Source organism: Paraburkholderia phytofirmans PsJN (assembly GCF_000020125.1).
In the GTDB taxonomy this organism is placed as follows: domain Bacteria; phylum Pseudomonadota; class Gammaproteobacteria; order Burkholderiales; family Burkholderiaceae; genus Paraburkholderia; species Paraburkholderia phytofirmans.
The window spans coordinates 1,402,740-1,420,503 of the sequence record NC_010681.1; the positions used below are offsets into that span (position 1 = coordinate 1,402,740).

Below are 17,764 nucleotides of genomic sequence, written 5' to 3' on the forward strand. Positions count from 1 at the left end.
GCTTGAAGCGCGGCAAGATTTGGGGCGCTTCGAAAACTCACGCCGCACGTTACCGCACCACGTACCACACAGCATGCCGGTTGCCGCAGTCAGTCTGCGCAATGCGCGCCGCGCCCGGCGAGATCATTTTCAAACGCGAATCGCGTTCACGCTGCTGGTAAGCCCATCCGTTTTGCCCATGCCGCCGTGGCGGCAGCGTAAAAGCCATCTAGCGTCGTCTGGGCCGCAGCGTTTTCCAGATCGAGCCCGAGGTGCCGTGCCGCCGCGCTCAGTGCTTCGAACGGCTTCTCGCTGTCCAGTGCTGTGGCTCCGTTCTGCTTGCTGAGTTTTTCGCCCGCTTCATTCGTGACGACGGGCACATGCAGATATTCCGGTGTCGGCACACCCAGGCAGCGCTGCAAATAGATCTGCCGTGCCGTTGAGTCCATCAAATCCGCGCCGCGCACGATGTGCGTAATGCCCGCGTCCGCGTCGTCGACGACCACCGCCAGTTGATACGCCCATTGGTCGTCCGCGCGCTTCAGCACGAAGTCGCCGACCTCGGTGGCCAGATTCTGCGTCTGTTTGCCTTGCCAGCGGTCTTCGAATGTGATGACCGCACTGTCGCCGTCGGGCACGCGCAGGCGCCAGGCGCGCGCCGGTTTGCCGTGCAGGCCGTCGCGACAGGTGCCGGGATAGGCGAGGGTCGTATTGCGCGTGTGCGCGTTGAGCAGCGAGTCGGCGATTTCCTTGCGCGTGCAGCCGCACGGATAAATCACGCCGTTCGCTTTCAATTGCTCCAGCGCTTCCTGATAGCGTGGCATCCGCGCGCTTTGCCACACAGGCGGTTCGTCCGCGTGCATGCCGAAGCGTTCGAGCGTGGCGAGGATGTCTTCGGCGGCGCCCGGCACGGTGCGCGGGCCGTCGATGTCTTCAACGCGAACGAGCCATGCGCCGCGATGCGCACGCGCGTCCAGCCAGCTTGCGAGCGCGCTGACCAGCGAACCGAAGTGCAATGGCCCGGTGGGTGAGGGCGCGAAACGTCCGCGGTAGGTCATGGCCGAGTGGTGGCGTGGTGCGCCGCCACCCTCACGCGGCGCGCGCCGCCTTGCTGTCCGGATGGCATTCCGGACAAGTCTTGCCGGCTACGTACAGCGGCGATTCTTGCGCTTGCGGCGGGACTACCGCGCGGCAGCCGAAGCATTGCGTGGTCTTGCTAGGCTCGAGTTGCGGATTAAGTGCGGTGCGGTAGTCGAATACGAAGCAGTCGCCGTGATAATGCGCGCCGCCTACTTCCTCGAAGTATTTCAGAATGCCGCCTTCAAGCTGGTACACGTTCTCGATGCCGACTTCCTTCATGTGGATCGCGGCCTTCTCGCAGCGAATCCCGCCCGTGCAGAACGACACCACCGTCTTGCCTTCCAGGTCGGCGCGATTTTGCTCAATCACCTCGGGAAACTCGCTGAATTTCGTAATGCGGTAGTCGAGCGCATTGTCGAACGTGCCGACGTCGACCTCGAACGCATTGCGCGTGTCGAGCATCACGACCGGACGGCCCTGGTCGTCGTGACCGCGGTCCAGCCAGTGTTTCAGCGTAGGCGCGTCGACGAACGGCGCGCGGCCGAGTTCCGGACGAATGGCCGGCTTTTTCATCGTGATGATCTCGCGCTTGAGCTTGACCAGCATGCGGGTGAACGGCTGCTTGTCCGACAGACTTTCCTTGAACTGCAGATCCACGAACTTGCCTTCGAACAGCGCGTCGTGGCGGATGTAGTGGATGAAGGCGTCGGTGTTTTCGCGCGTGCCGGCGACGAACAGATTGATGCCTTCCGGCGCGAGCAGAATGGTGCCCTTCAGGCCAAGCGCGTTGCAACGTTCCGTGACGAACGGGCGCCATGCGGCGGTGTCTTCGATAGTCGCGAAATGATACGAAGAGAGATTGACGATACTCATGAGTGTCCAGCGGTAAGAAGTGACCGGCCTCGCGGAAAACGGGGGCGCATTGGGCTGCCCGCCTTCAAACGCCATACGGCGCGGCCACGTCGAATAGAGCGAAACCCGTATTATCCCTCAACCCGGCTCTTTCCCCGACTAGGCCGAATGACCAACGGGTTGCGGTAGCGCAAATCGTTTGTCAACTTGCTGTCGATTCGCTCTGCGCGAGTGTCCGTTCGCGTGCTCGGACGACGTAGAAGCGCCTGTGCACACGGCTTGCGCAATGGCGTCCTAAGCCGATCGGCCAACGCGTCGTTTCGGCCTGAAAAGTCCGGACGGGTGGCGTTACAATGTCGCCCATGTCAGATCCCCGCTTCGTCCATCTCCGCGTTCACTCCGAATTCTCGATTGCCGACGGCATCGTGCGTCTTGACGACATCGTCAAGGCCGCGGCCAAAGACGGTCAGGGCGCGCTCGCCCTCACCGATCTCGGCAACGCGTTCGGCCTCGTCCGTTTCTACAAGGAAGCCCGTGGCAAAGGGGTCAAACCCATTGCCGGCTGCGACGTCTGGATCACCAATCCGGACGATCGCGACAAGCCTTCCCGTTTGCTGCTGCTCGTCAAAGACCGGCGCGGCTATCTGAACCTGTGCGAACTGCTCAGCAAGGCATCGCTCACCAATCAGTACCGCGGTCGTGCAGAGGTCGAAGCAGGCTGGCTCGAATCCGGTCTCGGCGAAGGCTTGCTCGCACTATCAGGCGCGCAGCAGGGCGACGTCGGCCTCGCGCTTGCGGCGGGTAATGAGGAAGCGGCCAAACGCAACGCGTTGCACTGGGCGAAGGTGTTCCCGGGCGGCTTCTATATCGAGTTGCAGCGCAGCGGCCAGCCGGGCGGCGAGCAGTACGTGCAGCAGGCGGTCGCGCTCGCGGCGTCGCTGAAATTGCCGGTGGTCGCCACGCATCCCATGCAGTTCATGACGCCGGACGACTTCACCGCGCACGAAGCGCGCGTGTGCATTTCCGAAGGCGACATTCTGGCCAATCCGCGCCGCTCGAAGCGCTTTACGTCAGAGCAGTACTTCCGCACGCAGGAAGAGATGGCGGCGCTATTCGCGGACATTCCGTCGGCGCTCGCCAACTCGGTCGAAATCGCCAAGCGTTGCAACCTCACGCTCGAACTCGGCAAGCCCAAGCTGCCGCTGTTCCCCACGCCCGACGGCATGTCGCTCGACGACTACCTCGTGCAGCTATCGAAAGAGGGCCTCGAAAAGCGTCTCGAGCAGTTATATCCGGACGCGGCCGAGCGCGAAGCGCAACGCGAAACGTATTACGCGCGCCTCGAATTCGAGTGCGGCACGATCATCAAGATGGGCTTTCCCGGCTACTTCCTGATCGTGGCGGACTTCATCAACTGGGCGAAGAACAACGGCGTACCGGTCGGGCCGGGTCGGGGCTCGGGCGCGGGTTCGCTGGTCGCGTACGCGCTCGGCGTGACCGACCTCGACCCGCTGCGCTACAACCTGCTGTTCGAACGTTTCCTGAATCCGGAGCGGGTGTCCATGCCCGACTTCGACATCGACTTCTGCCAGCACGGCCGCGATCGCGTGATCCAGTACGTGAAGGAAAAGTACGGTGCGGACGCCGTGTCGCAGATCGCCACCTTCGGCACGATGGCGGCGAAGGCGGCGGTGCGCGACATCGGCCGGGTGCTCGACCTCGGCTACATGTTCACGGACGGCATCGCCAAGCTGATTCCGTTCAAACCGGGCAAGCACGTCACCATCGCCGACGCGATGAAAGAAGAGCCGCTCCTGCAGGAGCGCTTCGACAATGAAGACGAAGTGCACCAGCTGCTCGAACTCGCGCAGCGGGTGGAAGGGCTGACGCGTAACGTCGGCATGCACGCGGGCGGCGTGCTGATCGCGCCAGGCAAGCTGACGGATTTTTGCCCGCTGTATACGCAGGGCGATGAAAGCGGCGTTGTGAGCCAGTACGACAAGGACGACGTCGAAGCCGTCGGCCTCGTAAAGTTCGACTTTTTGGGTCTGACCACACTGACGATTCTGGATTGGGCCGAGCGCTATATCCGCCGTCTCGATCCGTCCAAGCAGGACTGGTCGCTCGGGCAGGTGCCGCTCGACGACCCGGCGTCGTTCTCGATCCTGAAGAAAGCGAATACGGTCGCCGTGTTCCAGCTGGAAAGCCGCGGCATGCAAGGCATGCTGAAAGACGCGCAGCCTGACCGTTTCGAGGACATCATCGCGCTGGTCGCGCTGTATCGTCCGGGCCCGATGGACCTGATCCCGAGCTTCTGCGCGCGTAAGCACGGCCGCGAAGTGGTCGAGTATCCGGATCCGCGTGTCGAATCTGTTCTGAGAGAGACCTACGGCATCATGGTCTACCAGGAGCAGGTCATGCAGATGGCGCAGATCATCGGCGGCTATTCGCTGGGCGGCGCCGACTTGTTGCGTCGCGCGATGGGTAAGAAGAAGGCCGAGGAAATGGCCGAGCATCGCGAGCTGTTCCGCCAGGGCGCCGCGAAGAACGGGCTGACTGCGGAAAAAGCGGACGAAATCTTCGACTTGATGGAGAAGTTCGCGGGCTACGGCTTCAACAAGTCGCACGCGGCGGCGTATGCGCTGCTCGCGTACTACACCGCGTGGCTGAAGGCGCATCATCCGGCGGAATTCATGGCGGCGAATATGTCGCTCGCCATGGACGACACGGACAAGGTCAAAATCCTGTTCGAAGACTGCCTCGCGAACAAAATGGCGGTGCTGCCACCGGACGTCAATCTGTCCGCTTACCGCTTCGAACCGGTTGCCGAGCCTGACGGCAAGCGTTCGAAAACGATCCGCTACGGCCTCGGTGCCATCAAGGGCAGCGGGCAGAACGCGATCGAGGAGATCCTGCGCGCGCGTGAAGAAGGTCCGTTCATCGACATCTTCGATTTCTGCAACCGGGTCGATCGCCGCATTGTCAATCGCCGCACGGTCGAGGCTTTGATCCGCGCCGGCGCGTTCGACACCTTGCATGCGAATCGCGCGCAACTGATCGCGTCCGTCTCACTCGCCATGGAAGCCGCCGAGCAGGCGAGCGCCAACGCGTTGCAGGCGGGTCTGTTCGACATGGGCGACGCACCCTCGCAAGGTCACGAACTGGTCGACGAACCGGAGTGGCCGGAAAAGAAAAAACTGCAGGAAGAGAAGGCCGCGCTCGGTTTCTACCTGTCGGGCCATCTGTTCGACGCCTACAAGAACGAAGTGCGCCGCTTCGTGCGTCAGAAGATCGGCGAACTGAAGGAAGGGCGCGACAAGCTGGTTGCGGGCGTGATCGCATCGCTGCGTACGCAGATGACCCAGCGCGGCAAGATGCTGATCGCGCTGCTCGACGACGGCACCGGCCAATGCGAAGTCACGGTGTTCAACGAGACGTTCGAAGCGCACAAGCAACTGTTCAAGGAAGACGAACTGCTGGTCGTGCAGGGCCAGGCGCGTAACGACGCGTTCACGGGCGGCATCCGCTTCACCGTCGACACGGTCATGGACCTCGGCCGTGCGCGCTGCCGTTACGCGGAAGCGGTCAAGGTGCAGATGAACGGCAATGCGGACGCGCTGGCGTTGCGTCGCGTGCTCGAAGCGCACAGCGCGGGCAAGGACGAACCGCAAGCAGTCGCGGCGCCGGCGGCTTCATCGCGAGGTGGAAATGGTGGAAATGGCGGCGGCCGTAATGGCGGTGGCTATGGCGGAGGTGGCCAGCGTCAGGCGGTACAGATCCCGAACGGGCTTGCCGTTCAGGTGGTCTATCGCAGCCAGAATGCGGAAGGCGAAATGCGTCTGGGCGACGCATGGCGCGTGAAGCCGACCGACGAACTGCTCGCAGCGTTGCGCGGTGAGTTCGCGGGAAGTTCGATCGAGATAGTCTATTGATCGCTCAGGAGGCCGGCGCGGCTTACGTCCCACTACCTATCGCCGCGCCTTCTTCCCCAGCCGCGCCAGCTTCAAAAACCGGTAATACACCGTCTCCGCATTGAAGATCGCGATCATGAAACCGGCGCGGCCGTCCAGAAAACCACGCCGCAACAAGTAAGTCCGCACGAACGCCCACGCACCGCGCCCGAGTGCCTTGCCGAAGCTGCCGCGCTGACCCGCCGCATGACGTTGCTGGGCGCCCGCTGTCGAATACGCGTCGAGCTTGCGCAACACGCCTTCGAAGTCCTCGTACGAGTAATGCATCAGCTTGCCGGTGAGCCGCTGCGCAGGCGTGTCGAACACCAGCCGCTCGTGCACGAGGTCGTCGGAGAATCGCGCGGCGCCGCGTTTGAAGAGGCGCGGAATCCAGTCCGGATACCAGCCGCTGTGATGAATCCAGTGGCCGCAAAAACTCGACAAACGGTCTACCGCGTAGACATCGGCAGTGGGGGCCAGCAGCGCCGCGCGAATCGCCGACGCCAGTTCCGGCGAAACGATTTCATCGGCATCGATCGACAGAATCCAGTTCGTGCCGAGCGCGTCGACCGCGCGATTCTTTTGCGGGCCGAAGCCCGGCCAATCGGTCTGTTCGATCACGCGAGCGCCGTGCGCGCGTGCGATCTCGGTGGTGCCGTCGGTGCTGCCGCCGTCGATCACGACGATCTGATCGGCGAAGGCCACGGCTTGCAGGCATTCAGCCAGCCGCGCCGCCGCGTTTTTAGTGATGATGGCGACGCCGAGGGTGGTTTCTTGCATACGTGAGTAGCGTAAGGGCGGAGTGACGGAGCGAAGCGCGCAGGCGAGCCGCGCGAAACGAGTCGCACCGGGAGTATACACAGCCGGCTTCTAACCGCCGACGCTCACCCCCAAGCGTTTACAATGCTCCTTTTCGATATTCCGCCCGGCCGGCATTCCGTCCGCCGCGCGGCAGCCGTTCCGCCTTCTCAGAGGATTCCTTGAGCGCGAAGCCAACGTTAAGCAAACCCATCGGTTCAGGCGAGGCGTCGTCGGCCGCCGTCGTCTTTAAACGGCTCTGGCCGTACATCCAGCCGCTGATCTGGGTTCTCCTCGGCGCAATCGTCGCAATGGCCGTCAGCGCCGCCACCGACGCGGCGATCCCCGCCTTGCTCAAGCCTCTGCTGGACAAGGGCTTCGGCGCCCACGCCAACGACAAGACCAAGTGGTTCGTGCCGGCCGCGGTGATCGGCCTCGCCCTGGTTCGCAGCCTGTCGCAATACGCGTCCGGGTATCTGCTTGCCTACGTGACGAACAAGATCCTGCTCGACCTGCGCCTGAAGATGTTCAGCCGCATGATTCACACGAGCGTCGCGTTCTTCCAGCGCGAAACCGCGAGTACGGTCATCAATGCGATCGTCTTCGAGGTGAACCAGATTCTCAACGTGCTGCTGAGCGTGCTGGTCACTCTGGTGCGCGATTCGCTCACGGTGGTCTTCCTGCTCGGCTATCTGTTCTATCTGAACTGGCGTCTGACGCTGATCGTCGCGGTGCTGCTGCCGGCCATCGGCTGGCTGGTCGGCAAGATCAACCGCCGTTTGCGCCGTCTGAACCGCGAGCATCAACTGTTGACCAATGAGCTTTCGTACATCGTCGAAGAATCCGTGGGTGGCTACAAGGTCGTCAAGGTGCACAACGGCGAACAGTACGAGATGGACCGCTTCGAGTCGATGAGCAAGCGTCTGCGCGGCTATGCCATGCGCATGACCGTGTCGGGCGGCCTCGCGCAGCCGTTGACTCAGTTCCTCGCGTCGATCGCGCTCGCTGTCGTGATTACGATCGCGGTGGTGCAGTCGTCGTCGGACCAGACCACGGTCGGCGGTTTCGTCGCCTTCGTCACGTCGATGCTGCTGATCATCTCGCCGCTCAAGCATCTGATGGACGTGAACCAGCCGCTGCAACGCGGCATGACGGCGTGCGAACTGATCTTCGGTCTGATCGACGAGCCGTCCGAGCCGGCAGGCGGCGGCAAGCCGCTCGAGCGCGCGCGCGGCGAAGTGGAATTCCGCGACGTCTCGTTCAACTACAGCGCCAACGCCACGCACAACCGCCACACGCTCGACCAGGTGTCGTTCAAGGTGGCGCCGGGCGAAATGGTCGCGCTCGCGGGCCCATCGGGCAGCGGCAAGACCACGCTGGTGAATCTGCTGCCGCGCTTTTTCGATCCGACCGCCGGCCAGATTCTGGTCGACGGCGTGGCGATCCCCGAATACGATCTGCACGCGTTGCGCAGTCAGATCGCGATGGTGAGCCAGGACGTGGTGCTGTTCAACGACACGGTCGCCAATAACGTCGCCTACGGCCAGACCGCGGATCCCGACAAGGTCAAGGCTGCGCTGCGCGCGGCCAATCTGTGGGACACCGTCGAGGCCATGCCGAAAGGCATCGACACACTGGTCGGCGACAACGGCTTGATGCTCTCGGGCGGCCAGCGGCAGCGTCTGGCGATCGCGCGCGCGATCTACAAGGACGCGCCGATCCTGATCCTCGACGAGGCCACCTCGGCGCTGGATTCCGAGTCCGAGCGCCACGTGCAGGCCGCGCTGGAAACCTTGATGAAGGGCCGCACGACACTCGTCATCGCGCACCGCCTGTCGACTATCGAGCGCGCCAGCCGGATCCTCGTCATGGAAGCGGGGCGGATCGTCGAGAGCGGCAGCCATCGCGAACTGCTGGCGCAAGACGGGCTGTACGCGCATCTGCACCGCATCCAGTTCCAGCAGACCGCGGCCTGAAGCGAACGACACGTCGATCCGCCTTTCGGGTTCCCATTCACGCGGTCCGCCAGCGCGGACCGCGCATGATTTCTCCCTCTAATATTTGACGAGGCGCAGGCGCGCGCTGTCTGAATGAAGAAACTTGGACTCTCCAGTAACGCCCTGCGGCACAGCGGCGGGCTCGAGCGCTACGCCATGGATCTGGTGCGTGGCTTCGCCGCGCTCGGCGTGGAGCCGGCTTTTTTCGCGCGCCGTTTCGACGCGTCGCTGCCCGAATTCAAACTGGTCGAGCCGCACCGTATCAACGTCTCGTTCCTGCCGGGCAAGCTGCGCGATCGCTGGTTTTCGTGGCGCCTGCGCGCGGCGCGGCGCGCGGCGCAGGTCGATGTGCTGATCGGCTGCAACCGCGTCGATTCCTCGGAGATGGCAATTTGCGGCGGCACGCATCTCGGCTTCTTACGGGCCACGGGCCGCGAGCGGAAGCGCTCGGACGATTGGCAGATCGCGCTGGAGCGCCGCCAGTACGAGCGCTCGAAAGTCGTGGTGGCGCATTCACAGTTGATGCACGACGAACTGCGCGAACTGTACGGTGTCGACGAAGCGAAGATCCGCGTGCTGTATCCGCCCGTCGATGCCACTCGCTTCGCGCCGACCGACGCCGCCACGCGCGCCGCATTGCGCCAGAAATATGGTTTCGCCGACCACGAAATCGTCCTGCTGTTTCCGTCGAGCAGCCATGAGCGCAAGGGCTTGCCGCTCATCGAAGCCGCGCTGCGCGACACCTCGCTGCCCGTGGTGGTGGCCGTGGCCGGGCGGCCGCCGGCGCGCACATCCGAACGGCTGCGCTACATCGGCTATGTGAAAGAGCTCGCCGAGTGCTACCAGGCCGCGGACTTCACGATCCTCGCATCGACGTATGAGCCGTTCGGCCTGGTTGGCATCGAATCGGTGATGTGCGGCACGCCGGTTATTTTCCCGTCGAGCATCGGCTGCTGCGATGCGATCGCGCCGCACGCGAAGTTCGTTTTCGCGCCGCACGACCTCGCCGACCTGCGTGCCACCCTCGAGCGAGCGGTGCGCGCGCATGGCGACGGCACGCGTCGCGCGCCGTCCGAGCTTGCCCGCGACGCGGTGCTTTACAACGCAAGCGTGACCGCTCACGCAAGCGCGCTGTTGACGCTGGCGCGGCAGATCGACGCCTCGCGCTAGGACCCGCCGCAGGGTTGCCACGTAAGGCGCGGGCGGCCCTGCTGGCGCGGTTTTGCGTCGTTCGGCGGCAGGGCCACATGTTATAATTTTGTGCTATCAACGCTCGAACTCAATTCGAGCCGAACACCCCTTTTATTTCATCGAGCTTTCCATGCCGGCCTGGGCAGGCGGCGGGCGAGAGGCGCCGCGTCCGAGCCGCGCCAGCCCGCCGTGACGGGGCCGTCGCCGCTGCACTGGAGGCCTTCGGGAAGAATACCGCTGGAGATTGTGCATGGCGAACGCGACCTCACGCCGGGTATCGGCGTACAGCAAGATCGCGGCGGGAACCCACGCGCCGATGAGCCTATGAGTCGGCTTGCCGGGCGTCTTCGTATTTTTGCGCGGGCCATCCCGCGACTGCTGATCAAGCCATTGCGCCGCGAGCCACGCCACCCGCGCCGTATCCTGATTGCGCATCATCTATTGCTGGGCGACACGCTGCTGCTCACGCCGTTGCTCGCCAAGCTGCGCGAGCAATACCCCCAGGCGCAGATCGTTCTCACCTGTCCGAAGGCGATCGTGCCGTTGTATGCCGGCCGGCCTTTCGACGTCACGGCCTTGCCGTTCGATCCGCGCGATTCGAAGTCCGTGCGCAACGTTTTGCTTTCCGGACCTTACGACATCGGCATGGTGCTCGGCGACAACCGTCACAGTTGGCTCGCATTGGGCGCGGGCTGCCGCTGGATCATCGGGCACGCGGGCGACCGCCCGGCCTGGAAAAACTGGCCGCTCAACCGCAGCCTGCCGTATCCCGACACGGCGGCGGCCTGGGCCGACCTCGCCACGGAACTGATCGACGGGCCGCCGCCGCGCGCTTATCGCCCGGCCGACTGGAGGGCGCCGCAGCACGCGGCGCTGCCCGAGCCCTCGCTGCTGACAAAGCCATACGTCGTGCTGCATCCGGGCGCGAGCACGAGCGTCAAACGCTGGCCCAACGCGCGCTGGCGCGAGCTTGCGCAACGCGTCGAAGCACTCGGCTATCTGCCGGTATGGACCGGCGGACCGGGCGAAGCGGAACTGATTCGCGCGATCGACCCGGAACCGCATCATCCGAATCTGGCGGCGCGGCTCGGCCTCGGCGAGTTATGGCATCTGTTTGCCGGCGCGCAAGCCGTGGTTTGTCCCGATACCGGCGTCGCGCATCTGGGGCGTCTGATTGGGGTGCCCACCCTCGCGCTGTTCGGGCCGGGTAACGCGGCGATTCACGGCGCGGGCCGCTATTGGCGCGAGGTGCCCTTCGTGCCGATTACGATCGCCGATATGCCGTGCCGCGATCAGCCTTTTATTTTCCGGCGGGAGGTAGCATGGGTGCGACGCTGTGATCGCAACGAGACGACCTGCGTCGCGTGGCGCGGCGACCATGCCGACTGTATGGGCCGGCTGTCGGTCGAGTCGGTATACAACGCATTGCAAAATGTTCTGGTGAAAGTGTAATGACTCACACGGCTGCGCGAGTGGAGCGCGTGTTCTGGGTTGCCTGTCCGGTCATTCTGTTCGTGGTGATGTTCGGCCACATGACGGCGATCGTCTTCAATGCGCTCGCCCTGATGGCGCTCGGCGTGGCGGCGGCGGCCTGGTCGCCGGAGCGGCCCTCGCTGTGGCGCTGGCCGCTGGCGTTGCCCATCGCGGGCTGGGCCGGCTGGAGCCTCGCCTCGGTCGCGTGGTCCATGTATCCGATGATCAGTCTGCACGCGTGGTGCGACGAGGTGCTCTATCCGCTGGTGTCGTTCTGGGGCTTCTGGCTATTCGGCACGCAACTGCGGCGGCCCGAGCCCGTGGTGGCCGTCAACTGGATCGCCTGCCTGGCGGTCGCCGTGATCAGCGCGCTCAACTGGGGGCATTTGCAGCCGCCCACCGCCAATACCTTCCCCATGCATTTCTATAACCGCGTCGGCCACACCAGCACGCTCGCGGTATTTGCCATGGCGCTGTTCGCGGGCTTCCTGCTGCGGCCGCGCTGGCGCGTGATCGGTGCGAGCGGCATCGTGCTGTGCCTCTTCATTGGCCTCGCCACGCTCAACCGGTTCTTCTGGCCGGCGGCCGCCGCGACGCTGCTGGTCGCGCTGTTCCCGCTGTACCGGCGGCGCCTGCCGCTGGCATTGCTGGTGGTCGCCGTCGTGGGCGCGGCCGGCGTCGGCACGCTCGAGCTGAGTTCGCGTTTGCGCTCGGCCGCGCTGCCTCCTGCGGCGCAGCAGCCGCATGATCTGGCGATCGAAGGTCATCAGGTGTACGTGCCGGGTTCGCTGTCCGCGATCGGCGACACGGTATCCGCCGACACGCGTCCGAAGCTCTGGGCGTTCTATATCCGCGAGGCCGAGCGCCACGCGTGGGTCGGCGTGGGCTTCGGCAAGCCGCTGCCGGGTATCGTCTATCGCAGCGAAATGCCGGCCAGTTTGCTGGCGGTCGAACCGCAAGCACTGACGCATGCGCACAATCTGTTCATCAATACCTGGTTGCAGACGGGATTCGTCGGCATGGTGCTGCAGACCGTGCTGTTGCTGTGTCTCGCCCTGCGTTTCTGGCGCTTGCGACGAGTCAACCCGTGGCTGTGCGCCGCGGGCGTCGCGCTGGTGGCCGGCATGATCGCGAAAAATTCGACGGATGATTTCATGTGGCAGACTACCATGCTTGCATTCTGGGCTTTTGCGGGCCTGCTGCTAGGCTGCGCAGAACAGGCTCGCGCGCCGGGCGCGGCGTCGAGCGGGACTGCACGTGGGCAATCCACGGCGGCACGCAGTGAACAGCGGCGCGAAGCGCCAACGGCCGAGTTGGGCGAATAACCGAGATGACGAACGTGAACCCCCACTCAGTTGAAGCTGACCGCACGCCGCTGCGCATCCTGTTTCATATCAACGATTTCGGCAAGGGCGGTACCGAGACCGCGTTGCTCTCGTGGCTGAAGACGCTCGACCGGAGCCAGTTCGCGCCGAGCCTCTCGGTGGCGTATCCGACCGACGACCTGACATTCTGGCGCGCACAGTCCATTCCCGAAGACGTTCCCGTCCACGTACTCGCCTCGTCGAAATGGATGTACGCGCTGCATCAGGCGGCGCGCGTGCGCAAGCTGGGCACCGGCGAGAAGTTATTGCACAAGCTGTCGACTTACGGCGCGATCCGGCCGCTGCTGGCGTTGCGTATGCGGCATCTCGTCAGGCAACACGATCTGGTCTGCGATTTCGATTTTTCGCTGCGCCATATGGCGGGCAGTTGCAATGTTCCCTGGTTCGGCGTGAACCATTTCAGCCTCGCGGCACGGCTCGGCAGCAAGAGCGCGCGATACATCGCGCGGCGTGTGCGGCATTACGCGCGTTACTCGGCCATCACCGTGCTGATCCCCGCCATGCTGCACGAGGCGCGGGAACTCTTTTCGACAACCGGCGTGGACATGGACATCGTCGAGTTGCCGAATGTGATCGACGTCGACGCGCTGCGCTCCGCGGCGCGCGCGGAGATCAAACGTCCGGCTGAGTCGTTCATTGTTTCGGTGGCGCGTCTGGACGAAGGTCAGAAGGACCACAAGACCTTGTTGCGAGCCTATGCCCAGTTGCGTGAGAGCGGCCGCTGCGAGGCAGCGCTCGTCCTGATCGGCGACGGGCGCGACCGGGGCGAACTGGAGCAACTCGCCGAGCAACTGGGGATCGGTGCGTCGGTGCAGTTTCTTGGCTTCTGTGCGAATCCGCTGCCCTATATCCGGCAGGCGGAAATGCTCGTCCTGAGCAGCCGCTACGAGGGTTGCGCCGTGGTGCTCGGCGAGGCGATGGCGCTCGGCACGCCGGTGCTGTCGACGGATTGCCCGACCGGCCCGCGAGACATGCTGGAAGGTGGCAAGGCCGGCCTGCTGGTGCCGATCGGCGACGTGGACGCCATGGCGCTCGCCATGGAACGTCTGCTGACGGACACCGAACTGCGCCGCAGCGTCGCGCAAGCCGCGCTGCAAAAGGTCGAGACCTTCACGCCGCCGCGCGCCAATCAGCGGATGCTGGATCTGGCGTTGCGCCTGCTGGCGAAGCAGGGCTCGCCGTCGGGCGTGCTGGAAGCTCGCTGAAGCGCAAGCCGAGATTCACACGCCGCCAGTCACCAGCGGCAATACCGTCAAGTCTGGATGCGTGCCTTCCACGATGCTGCGGCCCACGTGCACGGCTTCATACACGGCTTCGTCCTCGCCCGCGAAGCTCTCTTCGCCGTCGGGGTGAAACGGCACCGCATGGCCCGGAATGGCCGGGTCCGCGCCTGGATGGCAAACGTAGCCGATATACGTGTAGCGCTGATTCGCCGCGGTCGGCGTGTGCCCTTCGCTCGGCGGGTTTTTCAGAAACGGCGCTACGTGAATCTCGAATCCCTCGTATTCCACCATCTGCCAGGCTGCGGTTTGATCGGCCATGGCCGCCTCCGTCTAGTCACGTGCTTGTCAAAAAGTCTAGGTGATTTCAACGTGAAGCGCGCTCAAAACGGCTACGGCTAAACCACTACGGCTTGATGGCGCCGAGTTGCTTGAGCAGCGTCAGGTTGTCTTCGAGGTGCCAGTTTTCGACGATGCGGCCGTCTTTCACGCGATACAGATCGAAGGCCTGGAAGTCGACGGTCTGGCCGCTGCCTTTGAGGTCCTGAAATTGCCCGGTGAAATGGCCATGGAAATGCAGATGAACCGAAGCGCGATCGCCGGCTACCACGAGGTCGTCGATTTCCGCGTGCAGGTCGGGCACCGCCGCGCGAAAACCCTTCGATGCCTGCAGCGGACCGTCAGGACCTTGCGGGCGTCCATCCGGCAAGGTGCGGTCGATGAAGGCGGGCGACAGTGCGAGCTTTGCGTAGGCATTGTCGCCGGTGTTCCAGAAGGCGGCGTAGCGGCGGGCGGTCAATACGACTTCGGCGCTTTGCGCCGAGTTCGACGCGACAGCGACGTGGTGCGGCACGGGCAGGTCGGCGTCGCTTGCGGCGTGGGCGCTCAAGGCGCCGGCGAAGCTTGCGGCGACCAGCATATGGCGGGCGATCCGGGAGAGAGAAGAGGTGGACATGGCGCGCTCCAGACAAAGAGTTGAAATGGATGAAGCGCATTCTCCAGCGCAAACCCGCATTTGATAATCGGTCTGTCGCTTAAAGGATTTTCGCGTTTTATTTGAAAATGGCCACCGTGCCGTGAACGCTCGGGCGATGAAGTAACAGAGTCCTTCCAGCCGCCCGCGCGACGTCTATCGTCAGATAGAATGGTGCGCTTTGCCCGTACACGACACTGCCCATGTGGTTCAAAAACCTTCAGCTTCACCGTCTTCCCGCTCCGTGGTCCGTCACTGCGGAACAGATGCAAAAGTGGCTCGCGCCGCACGCGTTCGCGCCCGGCAATAGTGTCGAGATGCAAAGCCATGGCTGGGCGTCGCCGCGTGATAACGACTCGCTGGTGTACGCACTCAACGGCCAGATGTTGCTGGTGTTTCGCGCCGAAAAGAAACTGCTGCCGGCCTCGGTCGTCACGCAGGTGACCAAGGAACGCGCGCTCGAACTCGAAGATCAGCAAGGCTTCAAACCCAGCCGCAAGCAGATGCGCGAACTCAAGGAACAGGTCACCGACGAACTGTTGCCGCGCGCTTTCAGCATTCGCCGAGACACGCGCGTGTGGATCGATTGCAAGAACGGCTGGCTCGTGATCGACGCCGCTTCGCAAGCGGTCGCCGATGAAGTGCGCGGCCTGCTGGTCAAGTCGATCGATCAATTGCCGCTCGGCACGGTGCGCGTCACACACTCGCCGGTCGCGGCCATGACCGAATGGCTGCTATCCGGCGAGGGCCCCGCCGGCTTCACGCTCGACCAGGACACCGAGTTGCGCTCGCCCACCGAAGGCAACGCGACCGTGCGCTATGTCGGACATACTTTGGATGCCGAAGATATGCGCCGTCATATCGAAGCCGGCAAGCAATGCATGCGGCTCGCGATGACATGGAACGATCGCGTGTCGTTCGTGCTGACGCCTTCGCTGACGATCAAGCGTATCGCGCCGCTCGACGTGCTGAAGGAAGCGAGCGATCCCACCGCGCAAAACGACGACGAACGCTTCGACTCCGACGTCACGCTGATGACCGCCGAACTCGACCGCATGCTGAGCGATCTGCTCGATGCGTTGGGTGGCGAGCAGGGCGGCGAAGCCATGCCGCAAGCCAAGGCGGCGTAAGCAGCTTCTGGTTTGATGGTTCGTTGCAGGCCGGCGCGTTGAAGTCATTCCGCGCCGGCTTTTTTCATGGCCGAACGATCTAAGCATGAAAGCGCAGCCGCGTGAGCGGCACAAAAATACTCGGGCGAGGCGTGGTGAATGTGCGCTGTCGCTACGTGGGTCACGCCGGAGCGTTGCATGCTCGCAGCGCGAAACTGGTTAAGATGGCGCTCAGCAGAACGCATCTGTCACGGAGGACTTGCAATGGTTCGTCTGGTCATGATTCTGTTGGGCGTCGACTATCTGCGCACGCGTTGGCTATCGTTGCGGATCGTCGGTTGCATCAGTTTTCTGCTCGGTGTCTTCGTATTCATCGACGCGCTCGATAGCGCGCTCTATTTTCCCATCACCCCGTTCGTCTCGTTGCTGCTGCTCGAAGGCCTTGCCACGCTGGCCGTCGCCTGGACCGGCATGGGCGGGCAACGCACGCTGCGCTATGTGAAGGGCATCGCGTTCACCACCGCGGCGGCGCTGATTCTGATCGGCCACGAGCACGGCAATTTCATTCTGTCGATGATCTTCGGCACGCTCTTTTTCGCCGATGGCCTTTTGCAGATCGTCGCGGCGAAAGTGGTCCGCTTTCGCACGTGGCGGCTTGCGATGATCGGCGGCGCCGTCGAAATCGCGCTGGCGATTTTCTTTTATCAACCCTATCCGACGCACTACGTGGGCACGGTGCCGTACTGTGTCGGACTCGGCCTGATCTTTGGCGGATGGAACATGATCCTGCTGAGCGCGCGGGTGCGGCGGCTCGCGTCGAACCCCGCGGTCGCCGCGGGCGATTCCGCGGCCGACGCCGGCATTGCCGCCGCGAGCGCGCTGGCCGCGAGCCGTGTGATTGCGCACGAGTGGGACGGCCCGCCCGCCGCCGACGAAGCCGCATTGACCGTGCATGTCTGGACGCCGGTCGGCTCCGCGAAGGGCGAAGCGCGCCGGCAGCTGATCGTGGACCGCTATATCGCGGCGGTGGATCGCAACGGCGTGATATCGACCGGCCATGCCGCGCTCGAATCGCCCGAGGGCGTCTATATCAGTCTGTATCCGGGCGTGGAGATCGATCGTTCGCCGGACGATTTCGCGCGTCTTCTGCGTGCCACGCGCGAGAACGACGTGCCGGGGCTATTCCAGCCCGATTACCCGACGGAATCCAAGGCGTGGTGTCCGTCGACGGTTCAGGTGCGCATCCGCAACTACGATCCGGTACGCCTCGCCCGCTTCTGGGACACCTATCGAAAGGACACGACCTACAACCTCACGCATCGCAACTGTTCGAGCAGTGTCTCGCGCGCATTGGAAGCAGCGATCGAAGGCGCCTCGGCGCGCGTGTGGGGCAATCTTGGCGGCTGGCAGCCGTTTCTGCGTGTGATCTCAACGCCCGAATTGTGGGTCGCCGCGCAAGTGCGCAAGCGCGCCGCGACGATGGCATGGACACCCGGCCTCACGCTCGACTACGCGCGGGCGCTCAGCATGCTGGCCGACCCGCGGCCTTCGGGCTGGGTCAAGATGGCGCGGCTCGCGGTGCGCAGAATGGTTCGCTCGCGTCAGCAATGGCGTAAAGAGGCCCGTCACGCACACGTTGCCGACGACGCGGCGCGCGCCACGGTGCGCGAATGACGCGCGCCTCGTACGCGTGCTGCCCAACTTCGGCGTTGCGGTAGAAATGGCAATCGCATCAACAGGTTGCAGTTTTTGCCGAA

14 protein-coding genes are annotated in these 17,764 nt (G+C 63.9%); 8 read left to right on the forward strand and 6 right to left on the reverse strand.

The window, feature by feature from the left end; all coding sequences use genetic code 11:
• Positions 1 to 146 precede the first annotated feature (146 nt).
• Both gluQRS and BPHYT_RS06165 read right to left on the reverse strand, forming a co-directional pair.
• Positions 147 to 1,037 carry a tRNA glutamyl-Q(34) synthetase GluQRS gene (gene gluQRS / locus BPHYT_RS06160; protein ID WP_012432286.1) on the reverse strand — a complete coding sequence of 297 codons (891 nt, stop codon included), beginning with the start codon at positions 1,035 to 1,037 and terminating at the stop codon, positions 147 to 149.
• 31 nt (positions 1,038 to 1,068) lie between these two features.
• Positions 1,069 to 1,932 carry a sulfurtransferase gene (locus tag BPHYT_RS06165; RefSeq protein WP_012432287.1) on the reverse strand — a complete coding sequence of 288 codons (864 nt, stop codon included), beginning with the start codon at positions 1,930 to 1,932 and terminating at the stop codon, positions 1,069 to 1,071.
• Between the two features lie 332 nt (positions 1,933 to 2,264).
• Between BPHYT_RS06165 and dnaE the strand changes: the two genes are divergently transcribed.
• Positions 2,265 to 5,843, forward strand: coding sequence for a DNA polymerase III subunit alpha (gene dnaE / locus BPHYT_RS06170; RefSeq protein WP_012432288.1), 3,579 nt, complete (start codon positions 2,265 to 2,267; stop codon positions 5,841 to 5,843).
• 36 nt (positions 5,844 to 5,879) lie between these two features.
• On the opposite strand, the gene BPHYT_RS06175 is transcribed toward dnaE, so the two are convergent.
• Both BPHYT_RS06175 and BPHYT_RS39060 read right to left on the reverse strand, forming a co-directional pair.
• On the reverse strand, positions 5,880 to 6,641 hold the full coding sequence (locus BPHYT_RS06175) for a glycosyltransferase family 2 protein (RefSeq protein WP_012432289.1): 762 nt from the start codon (positions 6,639 to 6,641) through the stop codon (positions 5,880 to 5,882).
• A 118-nt stretch (positions 6,642 to 6,759) separates the two neighbouring features.
• On the reverse strand, positions 6,760 to 7,017 hold the full coding sequence (locus BPHYT_RS39060) for a hypothetical protein (protein WP_238535673.1): 258 nt from the start codon (positions 7,015 to 7,017) through the stop codon (positions 6,760 to 6,762).
• Between BPHYT_RS39060 and msbA the strand changes: the two genes are divergently transcribed.
• The 5 genes from msbA (at position 6,929) to BPHYT_RS06200 (ending at position 13,910) form a co-directional block, all read left to right on the forward strand.
• A complete protein-coding gene (msbA, locus tag BPHYT_RS06180; RefSeq protein WP_238535648.1) occupies positions 6,929 to 8,635 on the forward strand; it encodes a lipid A export permease/ATP-binding protein MsbA in 1,707 nt (568 codons plus the stop codon). The two genes, BPHYT_RS39060 and msbA, sit on opposite strands and share 89 nt — an antisense overlap.
• 114 nt (positions 8,636 to 8,749) lie before the next feature.
• Complete coding sequence (locus tag BPHYT_RS06185; RefSeq protein WP_012432291.1) at positions 8,750 to 9,826, forward strand: glycosyltransferase family 4 protein; 1,077 nt, start codon at positions 8,750 to 8,752, stop codon at positions 9,824 to 9,826.
• Between the two features lie 345 nt (positions 9,827 to 10,171).
• Positions 10,172 to 11,299, forward strand: coding sequence for a glycosyltransferase family 9 protein (locus BPHYT_RS06190; protein ID WP_012432292.1), 1,128 nt, complete (start codon positions 10,172 to 10,174; stop codon positions 11,297 to 11,299).
• On the forward strand, positions 11,299 to 12,645 hold the full coding sequence (locus BPHYT_RS06195; RefSeq protein WP_012432293.1) for an O-antigen ligase family protein: 1,347 nt from the start codon (positions 11,299 to 11,301) through the stop codon (positions 12,643 to 12,645). Before BPHYT_RS06190 ends, BPHYT_RS06195 begins: the two co-directional genes overlap by 1 nt.
• Positions 12,646 to 12,650: 5 nt before the next feature.
• Entirely contained in the window at positions 12,651 to 13,910 is a 1,260-nt protein-coding gene (locus BPHYT_RS06200) for a glycosyltransferase (RefSeq protein ID WP_012432294.1), read from the forward strand.
• 15 nt (positions 13,911 to 13,925) lie between these two features.
• On the opposite strand, the gene BPHYT_RS06205 is transcribed toward BPHYT_RS06200, so the two are convergent.
• The gene (locus BPHYT_RS06205; protein WP_012432295.1) at positions 13,926 to 14,246 is read right to left on the reverse strand and encodes a hypothetical protein; all 321 of its coding nucleotides are present in this window, start codon (positions 14,244 to 14,246) and stop codon (positions 13,926 to 13,928) included.
• 85 nt (positions 14,247 to 14,331) lie between these two features.
• The gene (locus BPHYT_RS06210; protein WP_012432296.1) at positions 14,332 to 14,880 is read right to left on the reverse strand and encodes an ester cyclase; all 549 of its coding nucleotides are present in this window, start codon (positions 14,878 to 14,880) and stop codon (positions 14,332 to 14,334) included.
• Positions 14,881 to 15,101: 221 nt separating this feature from the next.
• Here BPHYT_RS06210 and BPHYT_RS06215 point away from each other — a divergent pair, with 221 nt between their 5' ends.
• Both BPHYT_RS06215 and BPHYT_RS06220 read left to right on the forward strand, forming a co-directional pair.
• Positions 15,102 to 16,028, forward strand: coding sequence for a recombination-associated protein RdgC (locus tag BPHYT_RS06215; protein ID WP_012432297.1), 927 nt, complete (start codon positions 15,102 to 15,104; stop codon positions 16,026 to 16,028).
• A gap of 243 nt (positions 16,029 to 16,271) precedes the next feature.
• Entirely contained in the window at positions 16,272 to 17,681 is a 1,410-nt protein-coding gene (locus tag BPHYT_RS06220) for an HdeD family acid-resistance protein (RefSeq protein WP_012432298.1), read from the forward strand.
• The last annotated feature ends 83 nt before the right edge of the window (positions 17,682 to 17,764 follow it).

Bases quoted from the DNA above. Each gene is read 5' to 3' on its own strand.
- gluQRS (WP_012432286.1), bottom strand. From the start codon at position 1,037: ATGACCTACCGCGGACGTTTCGCGCCCTCACCCACCGGGCCATTGCAC.
- BPHYT_RS06220 (WP_012432298.1), top strand. From the start codon at position 16,272: ATGGTTCGTCTGGTCATGATTCTGTTGGGCGTCGACTATCTGCGCACG.
- BPHYT_RS06165 (WP_012432287.1), bottom strand. From the start codon at position 1,932: ATGAGTATCGTCAATCTCTCTTCGTATCATTTCGCGACTATCGAAGAC.
- BPHYT_RS06195 (WP_012432293.1), top strand. From the start codon at position 11,299: ATGACTCACACGGCTGCGCGAGTGGAGCGCGTGTTCTGGGTTGCCTGT.
- BPHYT_RS06185 (WP_012432291.1), top strand. From the start codon at position 8,750: ATGAAGAAACTTGGACTCTCCAGTAACGCCCTGCGGCACAGCGGCGGG.
- BPHYT_RS06205 (WP_012432295.1), bottom strand. From the start codon at position 14,246: ATGGCCGATCAAACCGCAGCCTGGCAGATGGTGGAATACGAGGGATTC.
- BPHYT_RS06175 (WP_012432289.1), bottom strand. From the start codon at position 6,641: ATGCAAGAAACCACCCTCGGCGTCGCCATCATCACTAAAAACGCGGCG.
- BPHYT_RS06210 (WP_012432296.1), bottom strand. From the start codon at position 14,880: ATGTCCACCTCTTCTCTCTCCCGGATCGCCCGCCATATGCTGGTCGCC.
- BPHYT_RS06190 (WP_012432292.1), top strand. From the start codon at position 10,172: ATGAGTCGGCTTGCCGGGCGTCTTCGTATTTTTGCGCGGGCCATCCCG.
- dnaE (WP_012432288.1), top strand. From the start codon at position 2,265: ATGTCGCCCATGTCAGATCCCCGCTTCGTCCATCTCCGCGTTCACTCC.
- BPHYT_RS06200 (WP_012432294.1), top strand. From the start codon at position 12,651: ATGACGAACGTGAACCCCCACTCAGTTGAAGCTGACCGCACGCCGCTG.
- BPHYT_RS06215 (WP_012432297.1), top strand. From the start codon at position 15,102: ATGTGGTTCAAAAACCTTCAGCTTCACCGTCTTCCCGCTCCGTGGTCC.